The 21341-nt window shown below is 73.2% G+C and carries 15 protein-coding genes, 2 pseudogenes and 1 riboswitch; of the genes and pseudogenes, 3 read left to right on the plus strand and 14 right to left on the minus strand.

Annotation, left to right across the window (positions count from 1 at the left end):
• Window positions 1–241 precede the first annotated feature (241 nt).
• Window positions 242–418 (plus strand): annotated as a pseudogene (locus AB0M16_RS05390) (pirin-like C-terminal cupin domain-containing protein); the annotation flags it as partial.
• A gap of 81 nt (window positions 419–499) precedes the next feature.
• On the opposite strand, the gene AB0M16_RS05395 reads toward AB0M16_RS05390, so the two are convergent.
• The 5 genes from AB0M16_RS05395 to AB0M16_RS05415 form a co-directional block, all read right to left on the minus strand.
• A complete protein-coding gene (locus AB0M16_RS05395) occupies window positions 500–1243 on the minus strand; it encodes an MBL fold metallo-hydrolase (protein ID WP_365338990.1) in 744 nt (247 codons plus the stop codon).
• A gap of 70 nt (window positions 1244–1313) precedes the next feature.
• Complete coding sequence (locus tag AB0M16_RS05400) at window positions 1314–2291, minus strand: helix-turn-helix domain-containing protein (RefSeq protein ID WP_365338992.1); 978 nt, start codon at window positions 2289–2291, stop codon at window positions 1314–1316.
• A 522-nt stretch (window positions 2292–2813) separates the two neighbouring features.
• Window positions 2814–4232, minus strand: a complete 1419-nt coding sequence (gene pntB / locus AB0M16_RS05405; protein ID WP_365338994.1) for a Re/Si-specific NAD(P)(+) transhydrogenase subunit beta — start codon at window positions 4230–4232, stop codon at window positions 2814–2816.
• A gap of 1 nt (window position 4233) precedes the next feature.
• The gene (locus AB0M16_RS05410; RefSeq protein ID WP_365338996.1) at window positions 4234–5763 is read right to left on the minus strand and encodes a Re/Si-specific NAD(P)(+) transhydrogenase subunit alpha; all 1530 of its coding nucleotides are present in this window, start codon (window positions 5761–5763) and stop codon (window positions 4234–4236) included.
• A gap of 578 nt (window positions 5764–6341) precedes the next feature.
• A complete protein-coding gene (locus AB0M16_RS05415) occupies window positions 6342–8078 on the minus strand; it encodes an amidase (RefSeq protein ID WP_365338998.1) in 1737 nt (578 codons plus the stop codon).
• Between the two features lie 174 nt (window positions 8079–8252).
• On the opposite strand from AB0M16_RS05415, the gene AB0M16_RS05420 reads away from it, so the two are divergent.
• On the plus strand, window positions 8253–8975 hold the full coding sequence (locus tag AB0M16_RS05420) for a TetR/AcrR family transcriptional regulator (protein ID WP_365339000.1): 723 nt from the start codon (window positions 8253–8255) through the stop codon (window positions 8973–8975).
• Window positions 8976–9295: 320 nt separating this feature from the next.
• Here the strand turns inward: AB0M16_RS05420 and AB0M16_RS05425 are convergent.
• The 7 genes and pseudogenes from AB0M16_RS05425 to AB0M16_RS05455 form a co-directional block, all read right to left on the minus strand.
• A pseudogene (locus AB0M16_RS05425) lies at window positions 9296–9634 on the minus strand (acyl-CoA thioesterase); the annotation flags it as partial.
• A 129-nt stretch (window positions 9635–9763) separates the two neighbouring features.
• Window positions 9764–9983, minus strand: a riboswitch (cobalamin riboswitch).
• A 34-nt stretch (window positions 9984–10017) separates the two neighbouring features.
• Window positions 10018–12183, minus strand: a complete 2166-nt coding sequence (locus tag AB0M16_RS05430; RefSeq protein ID WP_365339002.1) for a SpoIIE family protein phosphatase — start codon at window positions 12181–12183, stop codon at window positions 10018–10020.
• Window positions 12184–12626: 443 nt separating this feature from the next.
• On the minus strand, window positions 12627–14429 hold the full coding sequence (locus tag AB0M16_RS05435; protein ID WP_365339475.1) for a SpoIIE family protein phosphatase: 1803 nt from the start codon (window positions 14427–14429) through the stop codon (window positions 12627–12629).
• Window positions 14430–14671: 242 nt separating this feature from the next.
• The gene (locus AB0M16_RS05440) at window positions 14672–15880 is read right to left on the minus strand and encodes a hypothetical protein (protein WP_365339004.1); all 1209 of its coding nucleotides are present in this window, start codon (window positions 15878–15880) and stop codon (window positions 14672–14674) included.
• Window positions 15881–16152: 272 nt separating this feature from the next.
• On the minus strand, window positions 16153–18333 hold the full coding sequence (locus AB0M16_RS05445) for an IclR family transcriptional regulator C-terminal domain-containing protein (RefSeq protein ID WP_365339006.1): 2181 nt from the start codon (window positions 18331–18333) through the stop codon (window positions 16153–16155).
• Window positions 18330–18953: a sigma-70 family RNA polymerase sigma factor gene (locus AB0M16_RS05450; RefSeq protein WP_365339008.1), complete on the minus strand. Its 624-nt coding sequence runs from the start codon at window positions 18951–18953 to the stop codon at window positions 18330–18332. Before AB0M16_RS05450 ends, AB0M16_RS05445 begins: the two co-directional genes overlap by 4 nt.
• Window positions 18950–19138 (minus strand): hypothetical protein, encoded by a 189-nt coding sequence (locus AB0M16_RS05455; RefSeq protein ID WP_365339010.1) that lies wholly within the window; start codon window positions 19136–19138, stop codon window positions 18950–18952. Before AB0M16_RS05455 ends, AB0M16_RS05450 begins: the two co-directional genes overlap by 4 nt.
• Before the next feature lie 255 nt (window positions 19139–19393).
• Here AB0M16_RS05455 and AB0M16_RS05460 point away from each other — a divergent pair, with 255 nt between their 5' ends.
• Complete coding sequence (locus tag AB0M16_RS05460; RefSeq protein ID WP_365339012.1) at window positions 19394–19657, plus strand: hypothetical protein; 264 nt, start codon at window positions 19394–19396, stop codon at window positions 19655–19657.
• Window positions 19658–19795: 138 nt separating this feature from the next.
• On the opposite strand, the gene AB0M16_RS05465 is transcribed toward AB0M16_RS05460, so the two are convergent.
• Both AB0M16_RS05465 and AB0M16_RS05470 read right to left on the minus strand, forming a co-directional pair.
• Window positions 19796–20404 (minus strand): hypothetical protein, encoded by a 609-nt coding sequence (locus AB0M16_RS05465; protein WP_365339014.1) that lies wholly within the window; start codon window positions 20402–20404, stop codon window positions 19796–19798.
• Window positions 20405–20633: 229 nt separating this feature from the next.
• Window positions 20634–21254 carry a TetR family transcriptional regulator C-terminal domain-containing protein gene (locus AB0M16_RS05470; protein ID WP_365339016.1) on the minus strand — a complete coding sequence of 207 codons (621 nt, stop codon included), beginning with the start codon at window positions 21252–21254 and terminating at the stop codon, window positions 20634–20636.
• Window positions 21255–21341 lie beyond the last annotated feature (87 nt).

Consider the following 21341-nt stretch of genomic DNA (forward strand, 5'->3'; position numbering starts at 1 on the left):
GGCGGGGGCGCCCCGGACTTCGGGTGCAGGATCCGCGTCGCCACACTGGCGGCGCGGATTCCTTGTTCGAGCCGGAGACGCGATGGACTCCGGCCGGCGGCCGACGCGAGTGCGTCGATGCTTCCTGCCTCTGTACGGAAGCAGCGGCGGAGCTGCGGGGTGAATCGGCCGTCCAGAGGCGCTCTGATGCTGACTTTTGCTGACTTTGACGGGCTAGACCACTTCTGACCTGCGGAAACGTCAGCGGATCAAGTGGTGGTGGAACTTCGTCGGCCGCACGGACGAGGAGATCCGCCAGGCCCGCGAGGACTGGATGACCGGCTCCCGCTTCGGCGAGGTCAAGGGCTACGAGGGCGGCCGCCTGGCCGCCCCGGAGGTGCCCCCGACCCCGCTGAAGGCCCGGGGGAGGGTGCGCTGACCTGGGGCTTCTCTGCCGAATCGATGCGCGCCGGGTGACGTTCGGGCCTGCCGCAGCACCGCGGGCTGGACCGCGGATCGGTCAGTCGGACCCCCTCCGTGCGCGAGACGTCCCGAGCCGGGACAGCCGCTGGAGCTCCCGGTCGGCCCAGCGTCGGACCCGGTCGGGTTCCAGTGGCGTGCCGTGACCGACGTGGAGTGCGGTGGGGTTCAGGGCGAGCATCTCGCGCAGGCTGGCGAGGTTGCGCAGCGGGTCGTCGTGGAAGGGCGGGTTGGCGGGGCGGCCCCGCACGAGACCGAAGAAGGAGTTGGCGATCAGGTCACCGGCGACGAGGTCTCCCTGGTCGGTGAGGACGGAGACCGACCCGGCGGTGTGCCCCGGGGTGGGCATGATGCGGGCCGCGATCCCGAAGTCCTCCAGGTCGGTCTCACCGGCGACGAGGACACCGGGTTCGAACGGTTCGACCTGCATGTGCAGCTTCTTGTTCCGGGCCATGAGGCGGCCCATCAGCCCGGTGGGCAGATAGGGTTCGCGGGCCCGGCCGGTGCGATAGGGGTCGAGGTCGGCGACGTGCCCCGCCACGGGGGCTCCGGTCAGACGGTGCAGCTCCGCGGCGGAGCCGAAGTGGTCGATGTGGCCGTGGGTGATGACGATCAGCGACACGTCGGTGGGGTCCACCCCATGGGCGGCGACCTGTTCGTAGATTCTCCGACCGCTGCCGGGCGTTCCCGCGTCGACGATGACGGGTCTGCGCCCCAGCAGCAGATACGCGTTGATGTTGTGCCGGCCCATGACCGGGAGGGGAACCACCTTGGTTCGGGACACTGTTCTCTCCTTGGGCATGACTGTCTGCCGTCGCGCGGTGGTCCGCGAACGGTCGGGGAGCATGGCGAAATCAGCGGAAGCGGCGCCGGTACTGGGCGGGGGTGGTCCCGAGACGGCGCCGGAAGGAACGATGCAGGCTCTCCACGGAACCGAGGCCGCTCAGGGCGGCGATCTCGGGCAGGCCGTGGCTGCTGTCCTGGAGCAGTCTGCGGGCCGCCTCCAGCCGGACGGACTCGACGTAGGCGGCCGGAGTGGTGCCCGTACGCTCGCGGAACAGCCGGGAGAAGTGGCGCACGCTCAGGTGCAGCCGTGCGGCCAGGGCATCCGCGGACAGGTCCTCGGTGAGGTGCTCACCGATCCACACGCGCAGGTCGTCCAGCCGGTCGCCGGGCGCCGCGGGAGGCGCGAGCGGGGCGCTGAACTGGCTCTGGCCGCCGGCACGTTTGACGTACATGACCATCGTCCGGGCGGTGGCCAGGGCGCGTTCGGGGCCGTGGTCCTCGGTGACCATGGCCAGTGCCATGTCCATCCCCGAGGCGATGCCGGCGCACGTCCACAGGCGCCCCTCGCGGATGAAGATCGGATCCGGGTCGACGGTGACGAGCGGGTGGTCGGCGGCCAGGCGCGCCGCCGTCCGCCAGTGGGTCGTGGCGGAACGACCGTCCAGCAGCCCCGCGGCCGCCAGCAGATGCGCGCCCGAGCAGATGGAACCCAACCGGTGGACACCGGGGGCCGTTTCGCGCAGCCAGTCGGTGATTCCGGGGTCCACCATCGGCTCCACCCCATGGTCGTGCACACGGACGGCTCCCGATACGAGCAGGGTGTCCACGTCGCCGTTCACCTCCTCCAGGGTCAGGTCGGCCATCAGCCGGATCCCGCTGGAGGTCGTCACCGGCTCGCCCCGGGCCGTCGCGATGCGGACGGTGTAGCCGGGGCGGCCGGTGCCGGCGACCCGTGTGGCGACGGAGAACACCTCGGCCGGACCGGTGACGTTGAGCAGTTCGACGCCGGGGAAGGCCACGAGGACGACTCTGTGCGGTAGGGGCATGTGCCGATCATTCCGCCCCGCCCCGAGGGCCGCAATGACCATGTTCTGTCAGATCCGGACATGGAGGTGCCCAGGTGGAGCCGCCGGTGCGGTGCGGCGGCATGCGGACGGCACGGCGCCCGCCCGGACGCCACGTCCCGGCGACCGGCCGGAGGCCCGGGGACCGGGCGTGCCGACGGGCGGCCTCTCCTGGAGCAGGAGGGGCCGCCCGGGGCAAGTGCTCGGATGGATACCGCTTGTGACCGTGCCGCACGTCCAGGCAGAGCGCCAAGACGTCGGAGTAGCTGCCCGGGGAGGGCGACCCCCGCTGTGGGTGGCGGCCGTCCAGTGCGACGGGTTGGCGTCCCCGTCGCCGACCGGTGTGCCGGCGGCGTCGCTCGGGAAGCGACCGCCGTGGACCAGCGGACCAGCGGGCCACCGGTTCCGCGGTCACCCACTGGGGGAAGGTGTGGCGCGGACCGCCCTCCACGGGGAGAGCGGTCGGCCCGATGTCACGCCGTCGCTCTCCACCGGCGTGGTGCGTCAGAGAGCGCCGACGATGTCCTCGACGCGGGCCTTCGCGTCGCCGAAGAGCATGGAGGTGTTCTCCCGGAAGAACAGCGGGTTCTGCACGCCCGCGTACCCGGAGGCCATCGAACGCTTGAACACGATGACCTTCTCCGCCTCCCAGACGGTGAGGACCGGCATGCCGGCGATCGGGCTGCTGGGATCCTCCGCCCCGGCCGGGTTGACCGTGTCGTTGGCGCCGATCACGAGGACGACGTCGGTGCCGGCGAAGTCGTCGTTGATCTCGTCCATCTCGAGGACGATGTCGTACGGCACCTTGGCCTCGGCCAGCAGCACGTTCATGTGTCCGGGAAGGCGGCCGGCGACCGGGTGGATGCCGAACCGTACGTCGACGCCCTTGGCGCGCAGCTTCGAGGTGAGCTCCGCGACGGGGTACTGAGCCTGCGCCACGGCCATGCCGTAGCCGGGCGTGATGACCACCGAGCGGGCGGAGCCGAGCAGTGCGGCGGCGCCCTGGGCGGTGATCTCGGTGTGCTCGCCGTAGTCGACGTCCGAGCCGGACGGCGCCTCGATGCCGAAGCCGCCGGCGATCACGGAGAGGAACGAGCGGTTCATGGCCTTGCACATGATGTACGACAGGTAGGCGCCCGAGGAGCCGACGAGCGCACCGGTGATGATCAGCAGGTCGTTGCCGAGCAGGAAGCCGGAGGCCGCCGCGGCCCAGCCGGAGTAGCTGTTGAGCATCGAGACCACGACGGGCATGTCGCCGCCGCCGATCGAGGCGACCAGGTGCCAGCCCAGCGCCAGCGCCAGGACCGTCACGGTGATCAGCAGCCACAGGTCCGGGGTGATCACGAACCACACCGTCAGGGCGACGAACAGGCCCAGGGCGCCGAGGTTCAGGGCGTTCTTGCCCGGCAGCACCAGCGGCTTGGAATCGGTCTTGGCCGAGAGCTTGAGGTAGGCGACGACGGAGCCGGTGAAGGTCACGGCACCGATGAACAGGCCGATGAACACCTCGGCGTGGTGGATGCCCAGCGTGCCGAGCGCGTCCAGGGCGGTGGCCTCCTGGCCTTTCGGGTCGTGCTCGACGTTCAGGAAGCCGTTCCAGCTGACCAGCACGGCGGCCAGACCGACGAAGGAGTGCAGCAGCGCGATCAGTTCGGGCATGCCCGTCATCTCGACGCCGCGGGCCCGCCGCAGGCCGATCAGCGCGCCGATGAGCATCGCCAGCAGCATGAGGCCGAGGCCGGCGCCGCTGATGTCGCCGTCGATCGCTAGCACGATCGTCGCGACGAGCGCGACGCCCATGCCGAGCATGCCGAAGGCGTTGCCGAGCCGTGCCGACTCGTGCTGGGAGAGTCCTGCCAGCGCGAGGATGAACAGCAGCGCGGCAACGAGGTAGGCCGCCTGCGCGGCGAGGGTCGCAGACATGTCAGCTCCTGTTGAACATGGCGAGCATGCGACGCGTCACCGCGAAGCCGCCGAAGACGTTGATACTGGCCAGCAGGATCGCCACGAACGACAGCACCGTGACGGCGGTGTTCGTGTGCCCGATCTGCAGCAGGGCGCCGACGACGATGATCCCGGAGATCGCGTTGGTGACCGACATCAGCGGTGTGTGCAGGGCGTGGTGCACGTGACCGATCACGTAATAGCCGATCACGATGGCGAGCACGAAGACGGTCACGTGCGGCAGCAGGGCCGCGGGCGCGAACCCGGCGGCAAGGAAGAGCACCAGGGCGCCCAGGGCCACCCCGCCGAACTTCTGCTTCGGCGTCATCGGCACCTTCTTCGGCTTCGGCGCCTCCGCCGGGGCCGCCGCGGGCACGGGGGCCGGGGTCGCCGAGACCTGGACCGGCGGGGGCGGCCAGGCCGACTCGCCCGCGCGGACGACGGTGATCGAGCGCTGCACCGGATCGTCCCAGTCCAGGATCAGACGCCCGTCCTTCTCCGGCGTCATCAGCTTCAGCAGGTTCACCAGGTTGGTGCCGTACAGCTGGGATGCCTGGGCCGGCAGCCGGCCCGCCAGGTCGGTGTACCCGATGATCGTCACACCGTTGTCCGTGACGGTCCTCTCGCCCTTCACCGTGCCGACGACGTTGCCGCCGTTGGCGGCCGCCATGTCGACGATCACCGACCCCGGCTTCATGGACGCCACCATCTCCGCGGTGATCAGTGTCGGCGCGGGACGCCCGGGGATCAGCGCGGTGGTGATGACGATGTCGACCTCACGGCACTGCGCGGCGTAGAGCTCGGCCTCGCGCGCCTTGTAGGCGTCGCCCATCTCCTTGGCGTAGCCCGTCTTCGAGACCTCGACCTCCGGGGACTCGATCGACAGGTACTCGCCGCCCAGCGAGCGGACCTGGTCGGCGACCTCGGGACGCGGGTCAGTCGCGCGCACGACCGCGCCGAGCGAACCGGCCGTGCCGATCGCCGCCAGCCCCGCGACACCCGCGCCCGCCACGAGCACCCTCGCCGGCGGGACCTTCCCCGCCGCCGTCACCTGACCGGTGAAGAACCGACCGAACTCGTGCGCCGCCTCGACCACGGCACGGTAACCGGCGATGTTCGCCATGGACGACAGCACGTCCAGCGACTGCGCCCGGCTGATCCGCGGCACCGCGTCCATGGAGAGCGCCGTGAAGGGACGGCGGCCCAGCTCCTCGACCATGGCCGGGTCGAAGGCCGGCGCGAACAGGGCGATCACCGTCGCCTCCGGCCGCACCCGGTCCAGCTGGGACGGGTCCGGGGCGTTCACGCCGAGCACCACGTCCGAGGCCGCCGCGTCCCCGAGGGTCGCCCCGGCGGCCTCGTAGGCGCTGTCGGCGAAGCCGGCCGCGAGGCCCGCGCCGTGGTCGACGACGACCCCGTACCCCAGTTTGCGGATCTGTTCGATCGTGGCCGGTGTGGCCGACACACGACGCTCACCTGCCCGCGTCTCCTTGAGGACTCCGACAATCACGAGTGTTCTCCGTTCACTGCGTCGGCCGTCACGGCCGCGATCGATCTCGAATCCCGAAGCGCTTCCCCGTCCCTCGGAATCGTCCGCGGTGACCTCGTCCGGAGGTGCGTCAGGCCGGATTTCAGGACGTGGGCGTGTCGAGCCAGTCTGCAGAGAAGGGTGGCATCGTGGGGGCCTTCCGCGAGAAGCGCGGGGCGTGCTTCTCGCGGAAGGCGACGTCCTCATGCCCGTCTCCGACGCCGCCGCAGAACATCGCGAAGGAGTCCACGCGGTGCGCGTCCTCCGGGTGTGCGAGGGGCGTGGTGCGGACCGTCAGGTGCCGGGTCGGGGGCGGGGGCGCGACGCGCGAGCGGCCCGGAGTACGGCGGTCCGCCGGTGCTCGGGCGTGGAGAGTGCGGCGACCTCGATGACGACCCGGGCCGGCACGCTCGCGCCGGCCGACCCCGATCTGGAGCGGTCGGCCGACGATGCGGCCCATCGCTCACCGCTCCGGCGCCGAGACCCGGAGGGCCGGCGCGAGGTCGCCGGAGTGCCCGACGCGCGGTTCGTCGAGCGCGCCGACGAGGACTCCCCTCAGGTCACTCCGCCGACAGGCGCGGCGTGCGCGGCGGCACCGTGCGCCGACTGCCGGTCTTCTCGAAGGCCGCCGCGAGGGACAGCAGGGCGTTGTCGTCGTAGGCGCGGCCCGCGAAGGTCAGCCCGACGGGCATGCCCGTGTCCGCCATGGTGCCCATGGGCACGGTCACCGTCGGGATGCCGAGGTGGCGGGGGACCAGGTTGCCGTTGGCGACCCAGACGCCGTTGCGCCAGCCGAGGTCCGCCGACTCCACGTTGACGTCCATGTCCGCGGGGCCCACGTCGGCCACCGCGGGGAAGACCACCGCGTCCAGGCCCAGTCCGTCCATCCACAGCTCCAGGTCGACGCGGCGCGTCTCCTCCAGCCCGCGCAGCCCCTGCTCGAGGTGCGGCATGTCGGTGAGGGAGGCGTACGGGCGCTCGCGCACGAAGCGGGGGTAGTCGCCGATCGTGTCGTCGAAGCCGGCGTACCGGTCGGGCAGTTCGCCCTCCTGCTTGGGCCAGATACGGTCACCGTCGACGTCGGCCAGGGTGGAGAGAGCCGGATCGCCGTTGGCGCGCAGGAAGTCGTCCCAGGCCCAGGCGGACAGGTCCTCGATCTCGAAGGTGAGGTACTCGAGGCTGACCAGTCCGCGGGTGAGCAGCGAGGGCGCTCCGGGGCGGTCGGACTCGTAGTGGGAGACCACGGGGAAGTCGACCTCGACCACCTCGGCTCCGGCGGCCTCCAGGTCGCGGCGGGCGGCCTCCCACAGGGCGATCACCGAGGGGCGCGTGTCGATGCGCTGCCCGGTCTGGCCGCCGATGCCTCCCTCGGGGTTCGTTCCGGCGTCGGGGTCGGCGTTGATGTACATCCGGGGCACGCCGACGCGCTTGCCGGCGAGCGCCGCGGATGCCGCCACGGCGTCGGCGGGCGCGAGGGCCGGGTAGGAGGCGGGGCGCACCTGCGACGGTGCGGGCAGGGTCACCCACGGCTGTGCGCGCCACAGGTCCCCGCGCGTGTCCGGGTCGTCGGCGACGATGACGTCGAGCAGTTCGAACAGGTCGGCCATGGTGCGGGTGTGCGGGACCACGACGTCCATGGTCGGCACGAGCGGCCAGTTGCCGCGGACCGAGATCACGCCTCGGCTGGGGGTGTAGGCGCACAGGGCGTTGTTCGAGGCGGGGGCGCGGCCCGAGGACCAGGTCTCCTCGCCGAGGCCGAACGCGCCGAAGGACGCCGCCGTCGCCGTGCCGGAGCCGTTGGAGGAGCCGGAGCCGTAGGCGCTGGTGAGCCAGTCGGCGCTGTACGGGCTCTCCGCGCGGCCGTACACGCCGCGCTGCATGCCGCCGTTCGCCATCGGCGGCATGTTGGTCAGGCCGATCAGGACCGCGCCGCCCGCGCGCAGCCGCTCGATGGCGAAGGCGTCGCGCTGGGCGACGAGGTGCTCGAACGCCGGGGAGCCGGACGCGGCCGTGAGCCCCTGGGCGAGGTAGCTGTCCTTCGCGGTGTACGGGATGCCGTCCAGCGGTCCGAGGGTCTCGCCGCGGGCGCGACGGGCGTCGGAGGCCTCCGCCTCCGCGCGGGCCTGCGGGTTCATCACGACCATCGCGTTCAGAGCGGTGGGCGTACCGGGCCGGTCGTACGCGTCGATCCGCGCGAGGTAGGCGTCGAGCAGCTCGACCGCGGTCGTCTCGCCCTTCTCCAGCGCTGCGCGCAGGTCGGCGATACAGGTCTCCACGACATCGAATCCGCGCGTCATGTGGGTGTCTCCTGGGTGGTGGGTGGGGCAGGCGGGCCACTGGCCGTCGGGGCGGCCGCTACCAGCGGGCCGTCACACACCCCATCGTTCTAACTAGATTTTCAGTCTAGAGTAAGAGTCTAGGTTTCCGGAATCTAGACTGGGACCTGGATTTCCGGAACCGAAGGTGAGCTCATGCCGACGTCAGAGACCGGGCCCGCGCTGCCCGACCGCCTCCCCCCGTCGAAGGGCGTGACCGGGTCGGCGGGCGTCGGGACCGGCGCCGCCTCGCGGCCTGCGGCGCGGGTCCCGACGGACAGGAGACGTCAGCCCAGCGGGGACGAGGCGCGGGGGCGGGCCATGCAGGCCGCCATCAGCGTCATCGCCGAGAAGGGCACGGCGGCCCTGCGGATGTCGGACATCGCCGCGCGGGCCGGCATGAGCACCGGGCACATCCTCTACCACTTCGGCAAGAAGGACAGGCTCCTGCTCGAAGTCCTCGCCTGGAGCCAAGCCGACCTCTGGTCCCGGTTCCAGCAGGCCGTCGACGAGGCCGCGTCCCCCGTCGAGAAGCTGGACCTGTTCGTCCGCTTCTACCTGCCCCAGCACCAGGGCGACGAACGCTACGCGCTGTGGACGCAGGTCCTGGCCCAGCGCCACGACGAGGCAGGCCGACAGATCCTCACGGAGCTGCTGGACGGCTGGGACGAGCGCCTGGAGGCCATCCTTCGTGAGGGACGGGAACTGGGGCACTTCGCCGACGTGGACCTCTCCGAGTTCACCATTCGGGCCATCGCCCTGCTCAGCGGGCTCTCCGAGGACGTGATGTTCGGACGGCCCCGCTGGCAGCGGGCCTCCGCACACGCGTTCGCCCTGTCGGCCCTCGAACGCGAACTGCGTCCTGCCGGTCGGGACTGACGACGGCCGGAGCCGTTGATCCCGGCACGCGTGGGGCGGACGACGGACCTCCGATGTCGCGCCGGGCTCCCCGAGGCGTGCGCGTACCGGCGGTGCCCACGGAGGCGCGACCGGCCGGGCCCACCTTCACGGTGCGCCCGCCGCGCCCGGCCGGATCCCCGTCCAGGCTGCCGCCACCGAGCTCGCTCGCAGACGTGCTCACCGGCTCGCTCGCCGGGGCGCGCCCGACGGGCAGCGGTCCCTGGGGGGCCGCCCGCACCGTCACCGCACGTTCGTGCCCCCCCGCCGTGGAGTCAGGACCGACCGGGCCGTACGACGTCGAGCGCGGGAACGGGGCGCGGGGTGCCGTCGGCGTCGATCGCGACGAAGGTGAGGAACGCGGTCGCGACCTCGGTGGCCGGTCCGGAGTTGTTCCACCGCTCCGCGGTGACCCGGACCCCGACCGTCATGGAGGTCCGCCCGGCCCTTTCGAGCCCGGCCTCGACGCTGAGCAGGTCTCCGGCCCGCACGGGAGCCAGGAAGCTCATCCGGTCGACCGACACGGTGACGGCCGGACCGTCCGCGTGGCGTCCGGCGGCGGCCGCGGCGGCGTCGTCGATGAGCTTCATCATCACGCCGCCGTGGATGGTCCCGTACAGGTTGGTGTCGTGGTCGCTCATGATGTGGGCCAGGACGACCCGGGAGTCGTCCGGCGTCTTCGTCGTACGGGCTGGGCTGGTGACGGTGGGATCGGCCACGTCAACTCTCCTTCGCGAGTCGCGGCAGGGCGGTTCCGCACGGCGGGGATCGCCGTCGTACGGGCAGCGGGCAGGTCTTCGGACTCGCGGGCACGCCACTCCTGACGGAGGACACCTACTGGCCGTCGCTTCCCAGCCCCGTCCGGGGCCAGTGCGTATGACGGCGGTCGTTCCCGCTCACCGCTGCGGGGCAGTCCCGGATTCCCACCGGGTTCCCTCTTGCGACGCTCCCGCCTGGAGGACGGGGCGAACCAGCTGCCCGGCCAGCCTACGGCAGCGGCCGCGTACGGGGCCGGGCCCGTGGATCAGGCAGGGGGAAGGGCCTGCTCGGCCCAGATGACCTTGCCCTCCCGGGTGTGCCGGGTGCCCCAGCGCTCGGCCAGCTGGGCGACCAGCAGCAGGCCCCGGCCGCCCTCGTCGGAGGTGAGGGCGCGGCGCAGGTGCGGTGCGGTGCTGCTGGCGTCGAATACCTCGCAGGTCAGCGTGGCCTGGAGGATCAGCCGCAGGTGGACGGGTGGCTTGCCGTAGCGGATCGCGTTCGTCACGAGTTCGCTCACCACGAGTTCCGTGGTGAAGGACAGCTCGTCGAGACCCCAGGCGCCGAGCCGCTCGGAGGCGAAGGCGCGGGCCCCGGCGACGGCCGCCGGGTCGGACGGCAGGTCGACTGTGGCGACGTGCCCCGGGTCGAGCGCCCGCGTGCGGGCGACCAGGAGGGCGACGTCGTCCGCCGGCCGGTCGGGCAGCAACCTGGACAACAACCGGTCGCAGACCGTTTCGGGGTCCTCCGGGCTCTGGGCGAGGACGTCGCTCAGCACCGCGCGAGCCGTGTCCACGTCGTGCGTCCGGCTCTCGATCAGGCCGTCGGTGAACAGGGCGAGGAGGCTGCCCTCGGGGAGCTCGAACTGGGCCGTCTCGAACGGCAGCCCGCCCAGACCGAGGGGTGGGCCGATCGGCACGTCCGGGAACCGGACCGAGGGCGGGACGGAGCCCCCGGCGCCCGATGCCGCGGCGGTGCGCACCGCCGGCAGCACGTGTCCGGCGCTGGCGAGCGCGCACACGCGGGGGACCGGGTCGTAGACCGCGTAGAGGCAGGTGGCGCTGATCTCTCCGTCGTCCCGTCCCTCCTCGCGCTGGAGCCGGATCACCACGTCGTCGAGGTGGGTGAGCAGTTCGTCGGGCATCAGGTCGATGTCGGCGAAGGCGCGGACGGCCGTGCGCAGACGGCCCATGGTGGCCGCCGCGTGCAGGCCGCGGCCGACGACGTCGCCCACGACGAGGGCGACGCGGGCCCCGGACAGCGGGATCACGTCGTACCAGTCGCCGCCGACGCCCGCGCGGGAGCCGCTGGGCAGGTAGCGGGAGGCGGTCAGCACCGCCGACTGGTCCGCCGCGTGCCGGGGCAGCAGGCTGCGCTGGAGGGTGAGCGCGGTCAGCCGCTCGTGCGTGTACTGGCGGGCGTTGTCGATCGACACCGCGGCCCTGGCAGCGATCTCCTGGGCCAGGAGGAGGTCGTCGTCGTCGAACGGCGCCGCGGTCCGGTCGCGGAAGAACTGGACGAGGCCCAAGGTGTTCCCGCGGGCCTGGAGGGGGACCAGCAGGACCGAGTGGGAACCGGTGGCGTCGTCGGGGCCGTCGGGGTCCGCGGCCGGAACCCACGGTGCGGGGGCGGGGGAGTTCGCTGCCTGGTGCAGCAGGGGCTGTCCCGTGCTCAGGGCCCGAGCCGGCTCCGAGTCCGCAGGGAAGGCGTGCGTCCGGTCTGCTGGGGCGGGAAGGGGCCGGTCGTCGGCGGCTCGCTGGGCCACGCGGCGCAGTGACGGTTCGGCGGCGGGCAGGTGCGGTGCGCCGTCCTCGTGGAGCGCGGAGACGAGGAGGTCGACGGTGACGAGGTCGGCGAAGTCCTTGGTGCCGACCTGGGCCAGTTCCAGGGCGGTACGGGCGATGTCGAGGGTGCTCCCGATGCGCCGGCTCGCCTCGTCGGTCATCGCGAGCCGCCGTTGCAGCCGGCGTTCACGCTCCTCCTCGTAGGCGGCGACGACCTGTTCCGAGCCTCGGTCCACGTACGCGAACGCCGTCACCACCAGGCGCATCGTGGCGCGGTTGATCAGCCGCCAGTCGTCGGTGAGCCGTGCGGCCTGGGCCTGGATCTCCTCCAGGAGGGTGATGTGGCCGAGCCGGTAGGCCCGGAGGAGCTCACTGAGGGGCACTCCGCGCCGGGCGAACTCGCGGGCTATCTCCGGGGCCCGCGGGGGGAGCGTGACCTCGGTCGCGGGGAGTCCCTGTTCGATCATGTCCAGGAAGGCGGTCACGTGGTCGGCCGTCTCCTGCGCCGTGAGGGCGTCGAGATCCGCGTGCTCCCGCAGTCCGGCGAGCTCGCCGCGCATGCGGCGCAGCAGGAGGTCGGCCGACTGGTGGGCCCGCGGTCGGAGCTCTTGAGCCAGGCGACGCAGGAACGCGTCGACGTCCGTCTCCATACCGGAAACGTATCGTCCGCTCGATCCGTCCGCCCGTCGGTCGGCCCGTCGGTCGGTCGGTCCGTCGGTCGGTCGGTCCGTCGGTCGGTCGGTCGGTCAGTCGGTCGGGCGGTCGGGCGGTCGGGCGGTCCGTCGGACGGAGGGATCTTGACGGGGTCGCACCGGCGATCCGTCGTGACCCAGAACGATCCGGCGTGACCCAGAACACGAAACGAATCGAAGTCGATTCATTCGGTGGGCTGCCGTGCCTCCGCCCTCGGACCACGCCCCCCACGCCTCGGTAAGCCCGCGCCCGCGCTCCGCTCCGCCGTCACCGCGCAGGGCTGTCCGACACGCCCCGGCGGACGCACTGAGCCGGACCCGGCGAGCGGTCCCGTCCCCTCGACCGGGGGGACCCGCGCCGCTCCCGGCCCGACGACGGCCGCATGGGGCACACGGGACGGTCAGGAGGGCATGTTCTGTTCCGCCCAGACCACCTTGCCGGTCGCGGTGCGGCAGGAGCCCCAGCGCCGGCAGAGCATGTTGACGAGCTGGAGTCCGCGGCCGCCCTCGTCGCTGAGGTCCGCGTGCTGGATCTGAGGCAGGTCGGGGCCGGTGTCCGAGACCTCCACGAGGAGGCGGTCCCCACGCAGCAGACGCAGCGCGCCGGGCCCGTTGCCGTAGCGGAGGGCGTTGCCGACGAGTTCGGAGACGACGAGCTCGCACACGTCGGCCAGCTCCTCCAGGTCCCACGCGACGAGCTGTTCCCTGACCAGGTGCCGGGCCGCGGACGCGGCGCGGCCGTCCTGCGGCAGCGGCCACACGCACAGGTCGTCCCGGAAGCCCTCCGCGCTCGTCGCGGTGAGCAGCACGGCCTCGTCGAAGCGGGCCTCGCCCGCGGGGGCGTACTCCACCAGGCCGCCGCCGTGGAGGGCGTCCGGCGGCAGGTCCCTCGCCACCGAGCGCAGCAGCTCCAGCTGCTCGCTCAGGTCCGCCTGCCGGGACTTGATGAGGCCGTCGGTGTACATGACCAGGCTGCCGCCGTCCGGCACCGTCAGGCGCACCGGGTCGTACGGGATGACCCCCGCCCCCAGCGGCGCGCCGATCGGAACGTCGACGAACTCGGCGGAGCCCCGCCCGTCGAGGAGGAGCGGGGGCAGGTGCCCGGCGAGGGCCATGGTGCAGGTCGAGTCCGCGGGGTCGTGGACGGCGCACAGGAAGGTGGCGACCTGCTCGTCCTCCAGGTCGCGGGTGGCGAGGTCGAGGCGGGCCAGCACGCGTTCCGGAGCCATGTCCAGCGTCATCAGGGTGCGGGCGACCGCCCGGAGGCGGCCCATGGTGGCGGCCGCCGGCAGCCCGTGCCCCATCACGTCACCCACCATGAGGGCCGTCCGGCCCCCGGGCAGGGCCATCACGTCGTACCAGTCCCCGCCGGCCCCGTGGTGGGCCGCCGAGGGGGCGTACTCGGCGTGCACGCGCAGTCCGGGCGTGACCGGGGTCGCGCGCGGCAGCAGGGTGCGCTGCAACGAGACGACGTGCTCGCGCTCCCGCCCGTACAACCGGGCGTTGTCGAGGAACACGGCGGCCTGGGAGGCCAGCTGCTCCGCCAGCGCCTGATCCGTACGGGAGAACGGCGGCGAGCCCGGACCGCGGACGAAGTCGACGGTGCCGATCAGCAGCCCGCGGGCGATGAGCGGCACCGCCAGATAGCTGTGGACGCCGGCGGCCCTCATCTTCGTCGCGGCGCTCGCGGTCGGCGCCACCCTCAGGAAGTCGTCGTCCCCCATCCGGCTCACCAGCACCGGCCTGCCCTGCCGCAGACAGTAGCGGTGCAGCAGCGTCTCGTGATGCTCCTCGTCGCGGACGAAGGTCTCGCCCACCGGAGTCGGCTCCAGGGTGGCCAGCTCCTCGACGGCGGACAGCGCGGTCGCCCGCATCGTGGGAAGACCCGTGCCCGTCCACCGCGCACCCTCGTCGCCCCGTAGGACGCTCTCCAGGATGTCCACGGCGGCGCCGTCGGCGAAACCGGGCACGGTGAACTGGGCGAGCTCCTGGGCGGTGCGCTCCAGGTCCAGCGTGGTGCCGATGCGTGAGGCGGCGGAATTCAGCCAGGCGAGGCGGCCGCGCGTCGTCAGCCGGTCGAGGGGATCCCCACCGCCGACGCCCTTGCCGCGCCGCCCGCGGGCCCCGGCCCAGCGGTGCGCCGCGCCGCTCCTCGTGGAGGAGACGCGCCTGGTCAGACGCCGTCGCCCGTTGCCGCCGCGCACTCGTTCGGCCTCCAAACAGGAACTCGACGCCTCATGATGCACAGCATGCACTGGAATAAGCCCCTGCGCACCGGTCATGCGGAATCGGTTGTGCCGCCGGCCGGTCCCGTACCCCCGCGAAGTGGCGTCGCTGCCGCGCGGAGTACGGGGGTGGGGGCGTGCGATCGAGGGCACCGGGTCCCGTACGGTGCGGGACCCGGTGCCCTCCCTCGCCCCGCGCCGCCGGAGGGGGCGGCGGGCGGTCAGGTGCCGTCGGCGGCGCCCGTGGGCCTCGTGTGACGGAGCAGTGCCGCAGCCGCCAGCGCGACCACCGCCGCGCAGCTCAGGACGGCCAGCGCCTGCGCCCAGGCGAACCGCGCGCCGAGGCTGCTGTGCAGCACGTCGACCGTGCGGGCGCCGGCGACGACATGGAGGCCGATGAGCCCGATCGTGCCCGCCGCCGTCGCGGCCCAGACGATCGCGCTGTCCCGTGCCGCCAGCCACATGCCGCACAGCAGGCAGAAGGCGGTGACCACGATCGACAGGACGGCGGTGTTGCCGCCCGCGCGCAGGCCCTCCACGTCCGTCGGCAGATGGATCAGGCCGCACACGAACAGCGCCGCCGCCGCCGGCCAGCGCAGCACCGAACGCACGGCGGGTGACGGAGCGTGACTGCCCGGACCCGCGGCGAGCGCGTGGTCCAGCGGCGACCTCGACGACTTCACCGGCCCCCGGCGCCGCTTCTTCGAAGCCCCTGCCGTGGAGGCGGGCGGCCGCGCGGGCCCTCCCGTCTCGGTCGTGGACGGCGCGGAGTTCGTGGCGCCGCCGCCCGCGCCCCGCCAACTGCTGCCGTCGGCACCGATGATGCCCACCAGCGCCACGACGTCCTCGATCGGACGGCCGACGGCCGCCGCGCGCAGCGTGGTCTCCGCCTGACGGAGGTCGTACCCCGACTCGTTGAGCAGGACCACCAGTTGCCGCACCTCGTCGAGCGGACGGGACACGGCGGCGGCACGCAGGGCCACGTCGGCGGGGCTGGACAGCTCACCCGACTCCGTGAGCCGGGCGACCAGCGCCGCGACCTCCGTCACCGGCCGTTCGGTCGCCGCCGTCCAGAGCAGGGTGCGGATCGCCTCGTCGCCGTGCTCGCCCTGCTCGTCCTGCTCGTCCTGCTCGTCCTGCCGGGCCTGCTCGTCCTGCTGGAGCTGCTCGCCGTGCTCGCCCCTCTCGTCCTGCTCGCCCTTCTCGGCCTGCTCCGCGATGGCGGGGCCGGGGGGCGAGCCGAACTGCTCGGGTGCCTGCGCGGCCGGCGCTATGGACTCCAGGACCGGGACGGGGACGGGGACGGGAGGGGCGGTGCGGGATCGGAAAGGGTGGGAGTGGGCGTGGGGGTGCGAGTCGGGCCCTGGAGCGGTGTCCCGGGCCCCCGTGTCGTCGTCCGCCGGTTTGCTGTCGAAGGGGTCGGGGGTCATGAGTGGTGCTCCATCCGTGGACACCTGGTGCGGCGTCCACCGTGCCTTGATCGTGACGCGCCGATGAGCGCGTTCGTGAACACCACTAGGAGGCAGCGGTACGGGCTGCGCCATCCGGGACCGGGCTCGCTGGGCCGTCGGAGCGAAAAATCGCCGCAACGGCCACCGTGCGGGACCGCGACCGGCCCCCATGACGGGGCCACGCCGTGGCGCCGCCGCTTCCCCGCCCAGGTCACGGACCGGACCGGGCGGGGTGGGCGGGCAAGGGACGGCTACCACGGCCCCGTCGGGAACGCGGGGATCCCCGCTGCCGGCACCGGGGTGAGGATGCCGGAGGCGACGACCAGGCCGCCCGGGCGGCTGCCGGAGGCGAGGGACGCGGCCGGGCGGCCGGCCCGGGTCGCCGGGGACGGCGCCGGGGCGGGCCGGTCCGCGGCCGGGGGCGTCCCGTCCACCGTCGGCGCCGGGCCCGCATCGGCGGGGAGTTCGGCGAGGAGGGTGAGCAGGAGCAGTCCCGAGCGGTTGGACAGGATGTCGGCGGCCCGGACCAACCGGGGGAAGTGCTGGGCGGGCAACGACAGGGCCACGCACGCGGGTTGGGCGTCCAGGGTGAGCGGCACCGCCGCGCAGACCTCCCGGTCCGAATACTCCAGCAGGTCGAACTGGCTGGCCTGCGGCCCGTGCCCGTCGAGCACGCGGAACAACGTGGCAGGGTTGGTGATGGTCCGCTGCGTGAGCCGGACCGGTCGGTGCCGGGCCAGGTGGTCCATCCGTTCGGCGAAGCCGAGTTGGGCCATGAGGCTCTTTCCGACCGCGCTGGCGTGTGCGGCGAGCCTGAAGTCGACGTACGGGACCACGGCGGGGGTCGTCGGTCCGTCGGCGCAGTGCTGGACGTCGACCTCGCCGTGGGTGTAGCGGCTGATGTAGACGGCGGCGCCGGCGGTGTCCCGCAGATCGCCCAGAAGCCGCTCGAGGGCGTCGTGGCGCAGCACCCGGTCGCCGGCCGGGGCGGGGGAGAAGAGGGGGCCGACGGTGAAGGACCCGTCGGCGAGCCGGGCGAGCAGCAGGTGTCGGCACAGCCAGCCGAGGAGCGGGCCGAGCAGTACCCGGTCCTGCCGGGCCGCGGCGGCGATCTCGCCCGTGCTCAGCGGGCGTCGAGCCGCGCGCACCGCGTGCAGGACGTCCAGGACCCGCATCGCCGCCGCCCACCGGTCGGGGACGTGCGGCGCGGCCGGCGTCTGCTGGGCGAGCGCGGTGAGGGAGGTGTGCCGCATCGGCAGCGCGGAGAAAGCGGTGCTGCGGCCGGGCGGCAGTTCCCGCAGGGCCCCGGTTCGGGCGGGCGCCGGGGTGCCGGGCGTCGACGGCGGTGCCGCAGGGGCCTGTCGCCGACGCCGTACCGTCGGCGGAAGGGGGACCATCCAGGCGCCGGGACGGGAGGGAACCGGCTGGTGGGAGATCGCGAAGACCTCCTTGGCGAGAGCGCGGCCGGCCGTCGGGACGGACCCCAGGTCCTCGTGCTCGCGGTGCCGCACCCAGCGCCGGGCCCCCGCCAGCACGCGCCGTACCCGAGGCGTGAGGAGGGAGGCGGCGCCCCCCGCCACGGGAGCCACGGACGCCCCCACGATCGGCCCCCGGGCCGACCTCGGGGCCGGATCCACCACCGACCTCACGACCGGATCCACGACCGACCGCACGGCCGGATCCGTGACCGACCGCACGGTCGGATCCACGATCGGCTCCAGGGTCGGATGTACGACCGCATCCGGGTCCGGATCCACGATCGGCTCCAGGTCCGGATGTACGACCGCATCCGGGGCCGGGCGCACGACCGGTTCCGTGGTCGGACGCAGGGCGGACACGAGGTCCGCATCCGCCACGGCATCGGCCACCGCGTCCGTCACCGTACCCGTGGCCGGAGGCGTGGCGCGGGTCGTGGAGCGCGCCGGAACCGGGCCGGCCGGCGTGGCCGGCGACCGGCTCCCCGCCTCGTCCAGGCGCCGGAGCCAGAGCGCGGCGTCGTGGAACTCCCCGCGCCGGGTGTGGTCGAGGAAGAGGCAGGAGGCGGCGAGTGCCACCTCGGCGCCGGCGGCGAGCTGCCACCAGAAGGTCGCCCCCTCGCCGTCGCCGGCGAGGTGCAGGAGGCAGGCGAAGACCAGTGCTCCGTCCGGGTCGGCGCCGGCGTGCTCGGCGAAGACCGCGAGCCGGGCACCGGCTTCGCGGGCGAGCACGACGCCCGCGCACAGGGCTTCGAGCTCTCGGCGGGCGTCGTCCGCGTCGGGCAGAGTCTCGTCGGCGTGAGGATCTGCCGCGTCGTCAGGACGGGGTGCGGCTCCGGCCAGGGCCAGGAGCCGGGCCCGGGAGGCCGCCGCGTCGGAGCGGGGGCGAGGTGCGGTGGCCGATGCCGTGGCGAGGACGTCTTCCACGGACCGGAAGATCCCGTGGGTGTCGCTCATGAGCTGGCCTTCCCGTCTCCGGTGGGTGTGATCGGAATGCGAAGCTCCCGGGCGAGCCGGCGCTTGGCGCGGTGCAGATGGGAGCGGATCGTGGCCGCGTCGATGTCGAGGATCTCGGCGGCCTCGGTGGTGGAGCGCCCGAGGAGGTAGCAGTGGGTGACCGCCTCGCGCTGCCGCTCCGGCAGGCGCCCGATGGCGTCGTGGAGGGCGATGTTCTCGACCAGCGTGTCGAACGGGTCGACCCCGCCGACCTGTTCGTCGAGCAGGCCGCCCAGCACGCCGTCGTCGACCGGTATCGGCGTCCGCCGACGACGGCGCCCCTGATCGATGATCCGTTTCTTCAGGACCGTCCAGGCGTACGCGGCGGGTTTCTCCATCACGGACACGCGCGGCCACTGCCGCATCAGGTCGTGGAAGGTCGTGTCCACCGCGGTCAGGGCCGCCGCCTCGGACCGCAGGTCGAAATGGGCGTACTCGAAGAAGTGGTCGTGCCAGCGCGCGTGGAACTCCCAGTAGCCCTGGTGGAGCGCGGGGCTCCAGTCCACCATCGGGGCGGGTCGGCGCGGCAGGCCGATCGCCCCGTCGGATTCCTCCGTCTCCTCGGTCCCGACCTCGCTCACCCGGTCACCTCGGACCGTGTGTCGTCCGCCGCGCCGGTACGGCGCAGGGCTCCGGAGCTGATGTCGGAGATGGCCGTGCGCACCGCGGCGGCCAGCAGGCGCCGGCCGCACCGGACGACGTCTCCCCCGAACACCCGCATCACCAACGCGGCACCGACCAGCCACTCCGTCGTGCTGTGCTGCACCAGCTTTCCTCCTGTCGCACCTGAGCACCGCCCGCAGCCCCCCTTCTCCGCGGCACTGGAGGCGACCGCCTCCACAGGTATCAGCGACGCCCGGAGCCCCAGCGTGCACAGGAAAAACAAAGAAATATAACTGTCGGTAATTGACTTCGATCGATCAGTCTCGATCTGGCGGCCGGGGGCGTTGTCAGACCCCCCTCGTAACGTCAGGAGTACGGGGCCAGGGAGTCGCCCGGCCCCTCGGCGCAAGGAGCGGTCATGGGTGAGATCAGCGTGGACCGGCGGCACCTCGACCGCTTGCTCGCGGACCCCGCGAGCGCGTACGGCCACCCCTACCAGCAGGCGTTCGCCGAGCTCGCGCTCTCCCATCGGGGGCGCCCGGTCGCGACGATCGTGCCGTTGCTGCGCGCGGCGGCCGAACGGGCGCTGCTCGGCTTCACCGCGGCCGACCTGGCCGACCAGGCCGAGGCCATCAGCAGCGGAGCACCGTACGAGCTGCGGATCCGCGTCACCGGGCGTTAGGCCCGTCCGGCCCGTCCGGTGGGTCCGGTCGGTCCCGTGGGTCCGGTGGGTTCGGTGGGTCCGGTGGGTTCGGTGGGTCCGGTGGGTCCGGTGGGGCGGGTGGTCTGGAGGGTCACGCGGGTCAGGGCTGGACGGGCTCTACGGGGTCGGTCCCGGTACGGGCTCCTGTCCGGTGCCCCGGCAGTCCGGGCAGTCCATGCCCAGTCCGCACTCGGGGCACTGCCGGCCGTCGAGGAAGCCGAGGCCCTCGCAGGTGCGGCACGACCCCCAGCCCTCGCACATGCCGCACAGCCGGTGGCCCGGCCGCAGCGTTTCCGGTGTCGCCGCACGGGGCGGGCGGATCCAGTGGGCGTGGATCCACACGACGGGGGTCGTGCCGGAGATCCGCAGCGCGGTTCCGGTGACGCCGACGCTCGCCTCGAACCGTTCGCGCGCGCCGTCGAGGCGCGTCGCCGTCAGGACCAGACGCCCGCCGAAGCCGTCGCCCGGCTCGGTGCGCCAACCGGCCGCGCGGAACGCGTCGGCCGCGACCGGCGCCGCGGTCCCGTACGGAACACGGGGCAGGAGCAGGGACATCGTGTAGCGCTTGCCCATCGCCCCGCTCACGGTGTAGCGGTCGTCGGTCCGTTCCTCGACCCGCGGCTCCAGGCCGGGGGCGACGGCGGCCGCGACCGCCCGCAGAACATCCCGCAGCCCCGCGACCGCCCGCGCGAACTTCTCGGCGGCGCCCTCGATCTCCTCGCTCACGGCCACCTCCCCGCCCCCACTGTACGGAGTCGCGCGAACGGGCGTACGGGAACGGGGAGGGGGCCGCCCGGCACGGGAGGGGGCTCTCGGCGCAGCGGGACATGGGGGTTCGAACGCCTCCGGGGGCTCGAACGCCTCCAGGAGCGGCTCCCGCATCCTGGACGCGATCCATCCTCGCCACGCGGCAGTGCGTCGGCCGCGGGATGTCAGGACGCCAGGATGTCCGGCGTCAGCGGGCGGACTTCAACGCGACGTGGTCGATGCCCAGTTCGCGGACGAGCGCGTCGTCGACCCACTCCAGCATCGTCCTGCGGCTGAACGCTCCCTGGTACGACGTGGTCTGGACGGCCAGTCCGTCGAGCAGGGCGGTGAGCCGCCAGGCCGCGTCGGAGGGGTGCTCGCACACGAACTCGCCGGCGGCGACGCCCTCGGCGACGACCTGGGCGATCTCGGCCTTCCACTGCTGGTCGAGCTCGTGGGTGACCTTGCGCAGGGCGGGTTCGCGCAGCGCGGCCGCCCAGCCCTCGATCCACAGCCGCCAGCCCTTGGCCTGCCCGGTCGGCGCGTACCAGCGCACGGCGGCGCGCAGTCGCCGGGTGGCGCTGGAACGGGGCTTGTTCAGGATCTCGCGGAGCTGGGCGAGGTCGCCCTCGGCGGCGTGCGTGAAGGCCTCGGCGACGAGCAGCTCCTTCGTGGAGAAGTGGTAGAGCACCAGGGAGCTGCTGACTCCCAGCACCGAGGCGACGTCCGCGATGCGCACGTTGCTCACGCCGCGGGCCTGGATCTGCTCGACGGCGACGCGCAGGATCTCCGCGCGCCGTTCCTCCACGCTCAACCGGACTCTGGCCACCCCCGCACCCTACACAGTGGCGTGTGGCCGGACCCGTCGCGCCTGCTGCTGACCGGCCGTTCGGCCAACAGGCCCGGGACTGCCGTG

The organism is Streptomyces sp. NPDC051921, from assembly GCF_040680975.1.
In the GTDB taxonomy this organism is placed as follows: Bacteria; Actinomycetota; Actinomycetes; order Streptomycetales; family Streptomycetaceae; genus Streptomyces.

Coding starts and splice junctions, on each gene's coding strand:
- AB0M16_RS05440 (WP_365339004.1), bottom strand. CDS start 15,880: ATGACCCCCGACCCCTTCGACAGCAAACCGGCGGACGACGACACGGGG.
- AB0M16_RS05430 (WP_365339002.1), bottom strand. CDS start 12,183: ATGGAGACGGACGTCGACGCGTTCCTGCGTCGCCTGGCTCAAGAGCTC.
- pntB (WP_365338994.1), bottom strand. CDS start 4,232: ATGTCTGCGACCCTCGCCGCGCAGGCGGCCTACCTCGTTGCCGCGCTG.
- AB0M16_RS05445 (WP_365339006.1), bottom strand. CDS start 18,333: ATGAGCGACACCCACGGGATCTTCCGGTCCGTGGAAGACGTCCTCGCC.
- AB0M16_RS05415 (WP_365338998.1), bottom strand. CDS start 8,078: ATGACGCGCGGATTCGATGTCGTGGAGACCTGTATCGCCGACCTGCGC.
- AB0M16_RS05420 (WP_365339000.1), top strand. CDS start 8,253: ATGCCGACGTCAGAGACCGGGCCCGCGCTGCCCGACCGCCTCCCCCCG.
- AB0M16_RS05460 (WP_365339012.1), top strand. CDS start 19,394: ATGGGTGAGATCAGCGTGGACCGGCGGCACCTCGACCGCTTGCTCGCG.
- AB0M16_RS05400 (WP_365338992.1), bottom strand. CDS start 2,291: ATGCCCCTACCGCACAGAGTCGTCCTCGTGGCCTTCCCCGGCGTCGAA.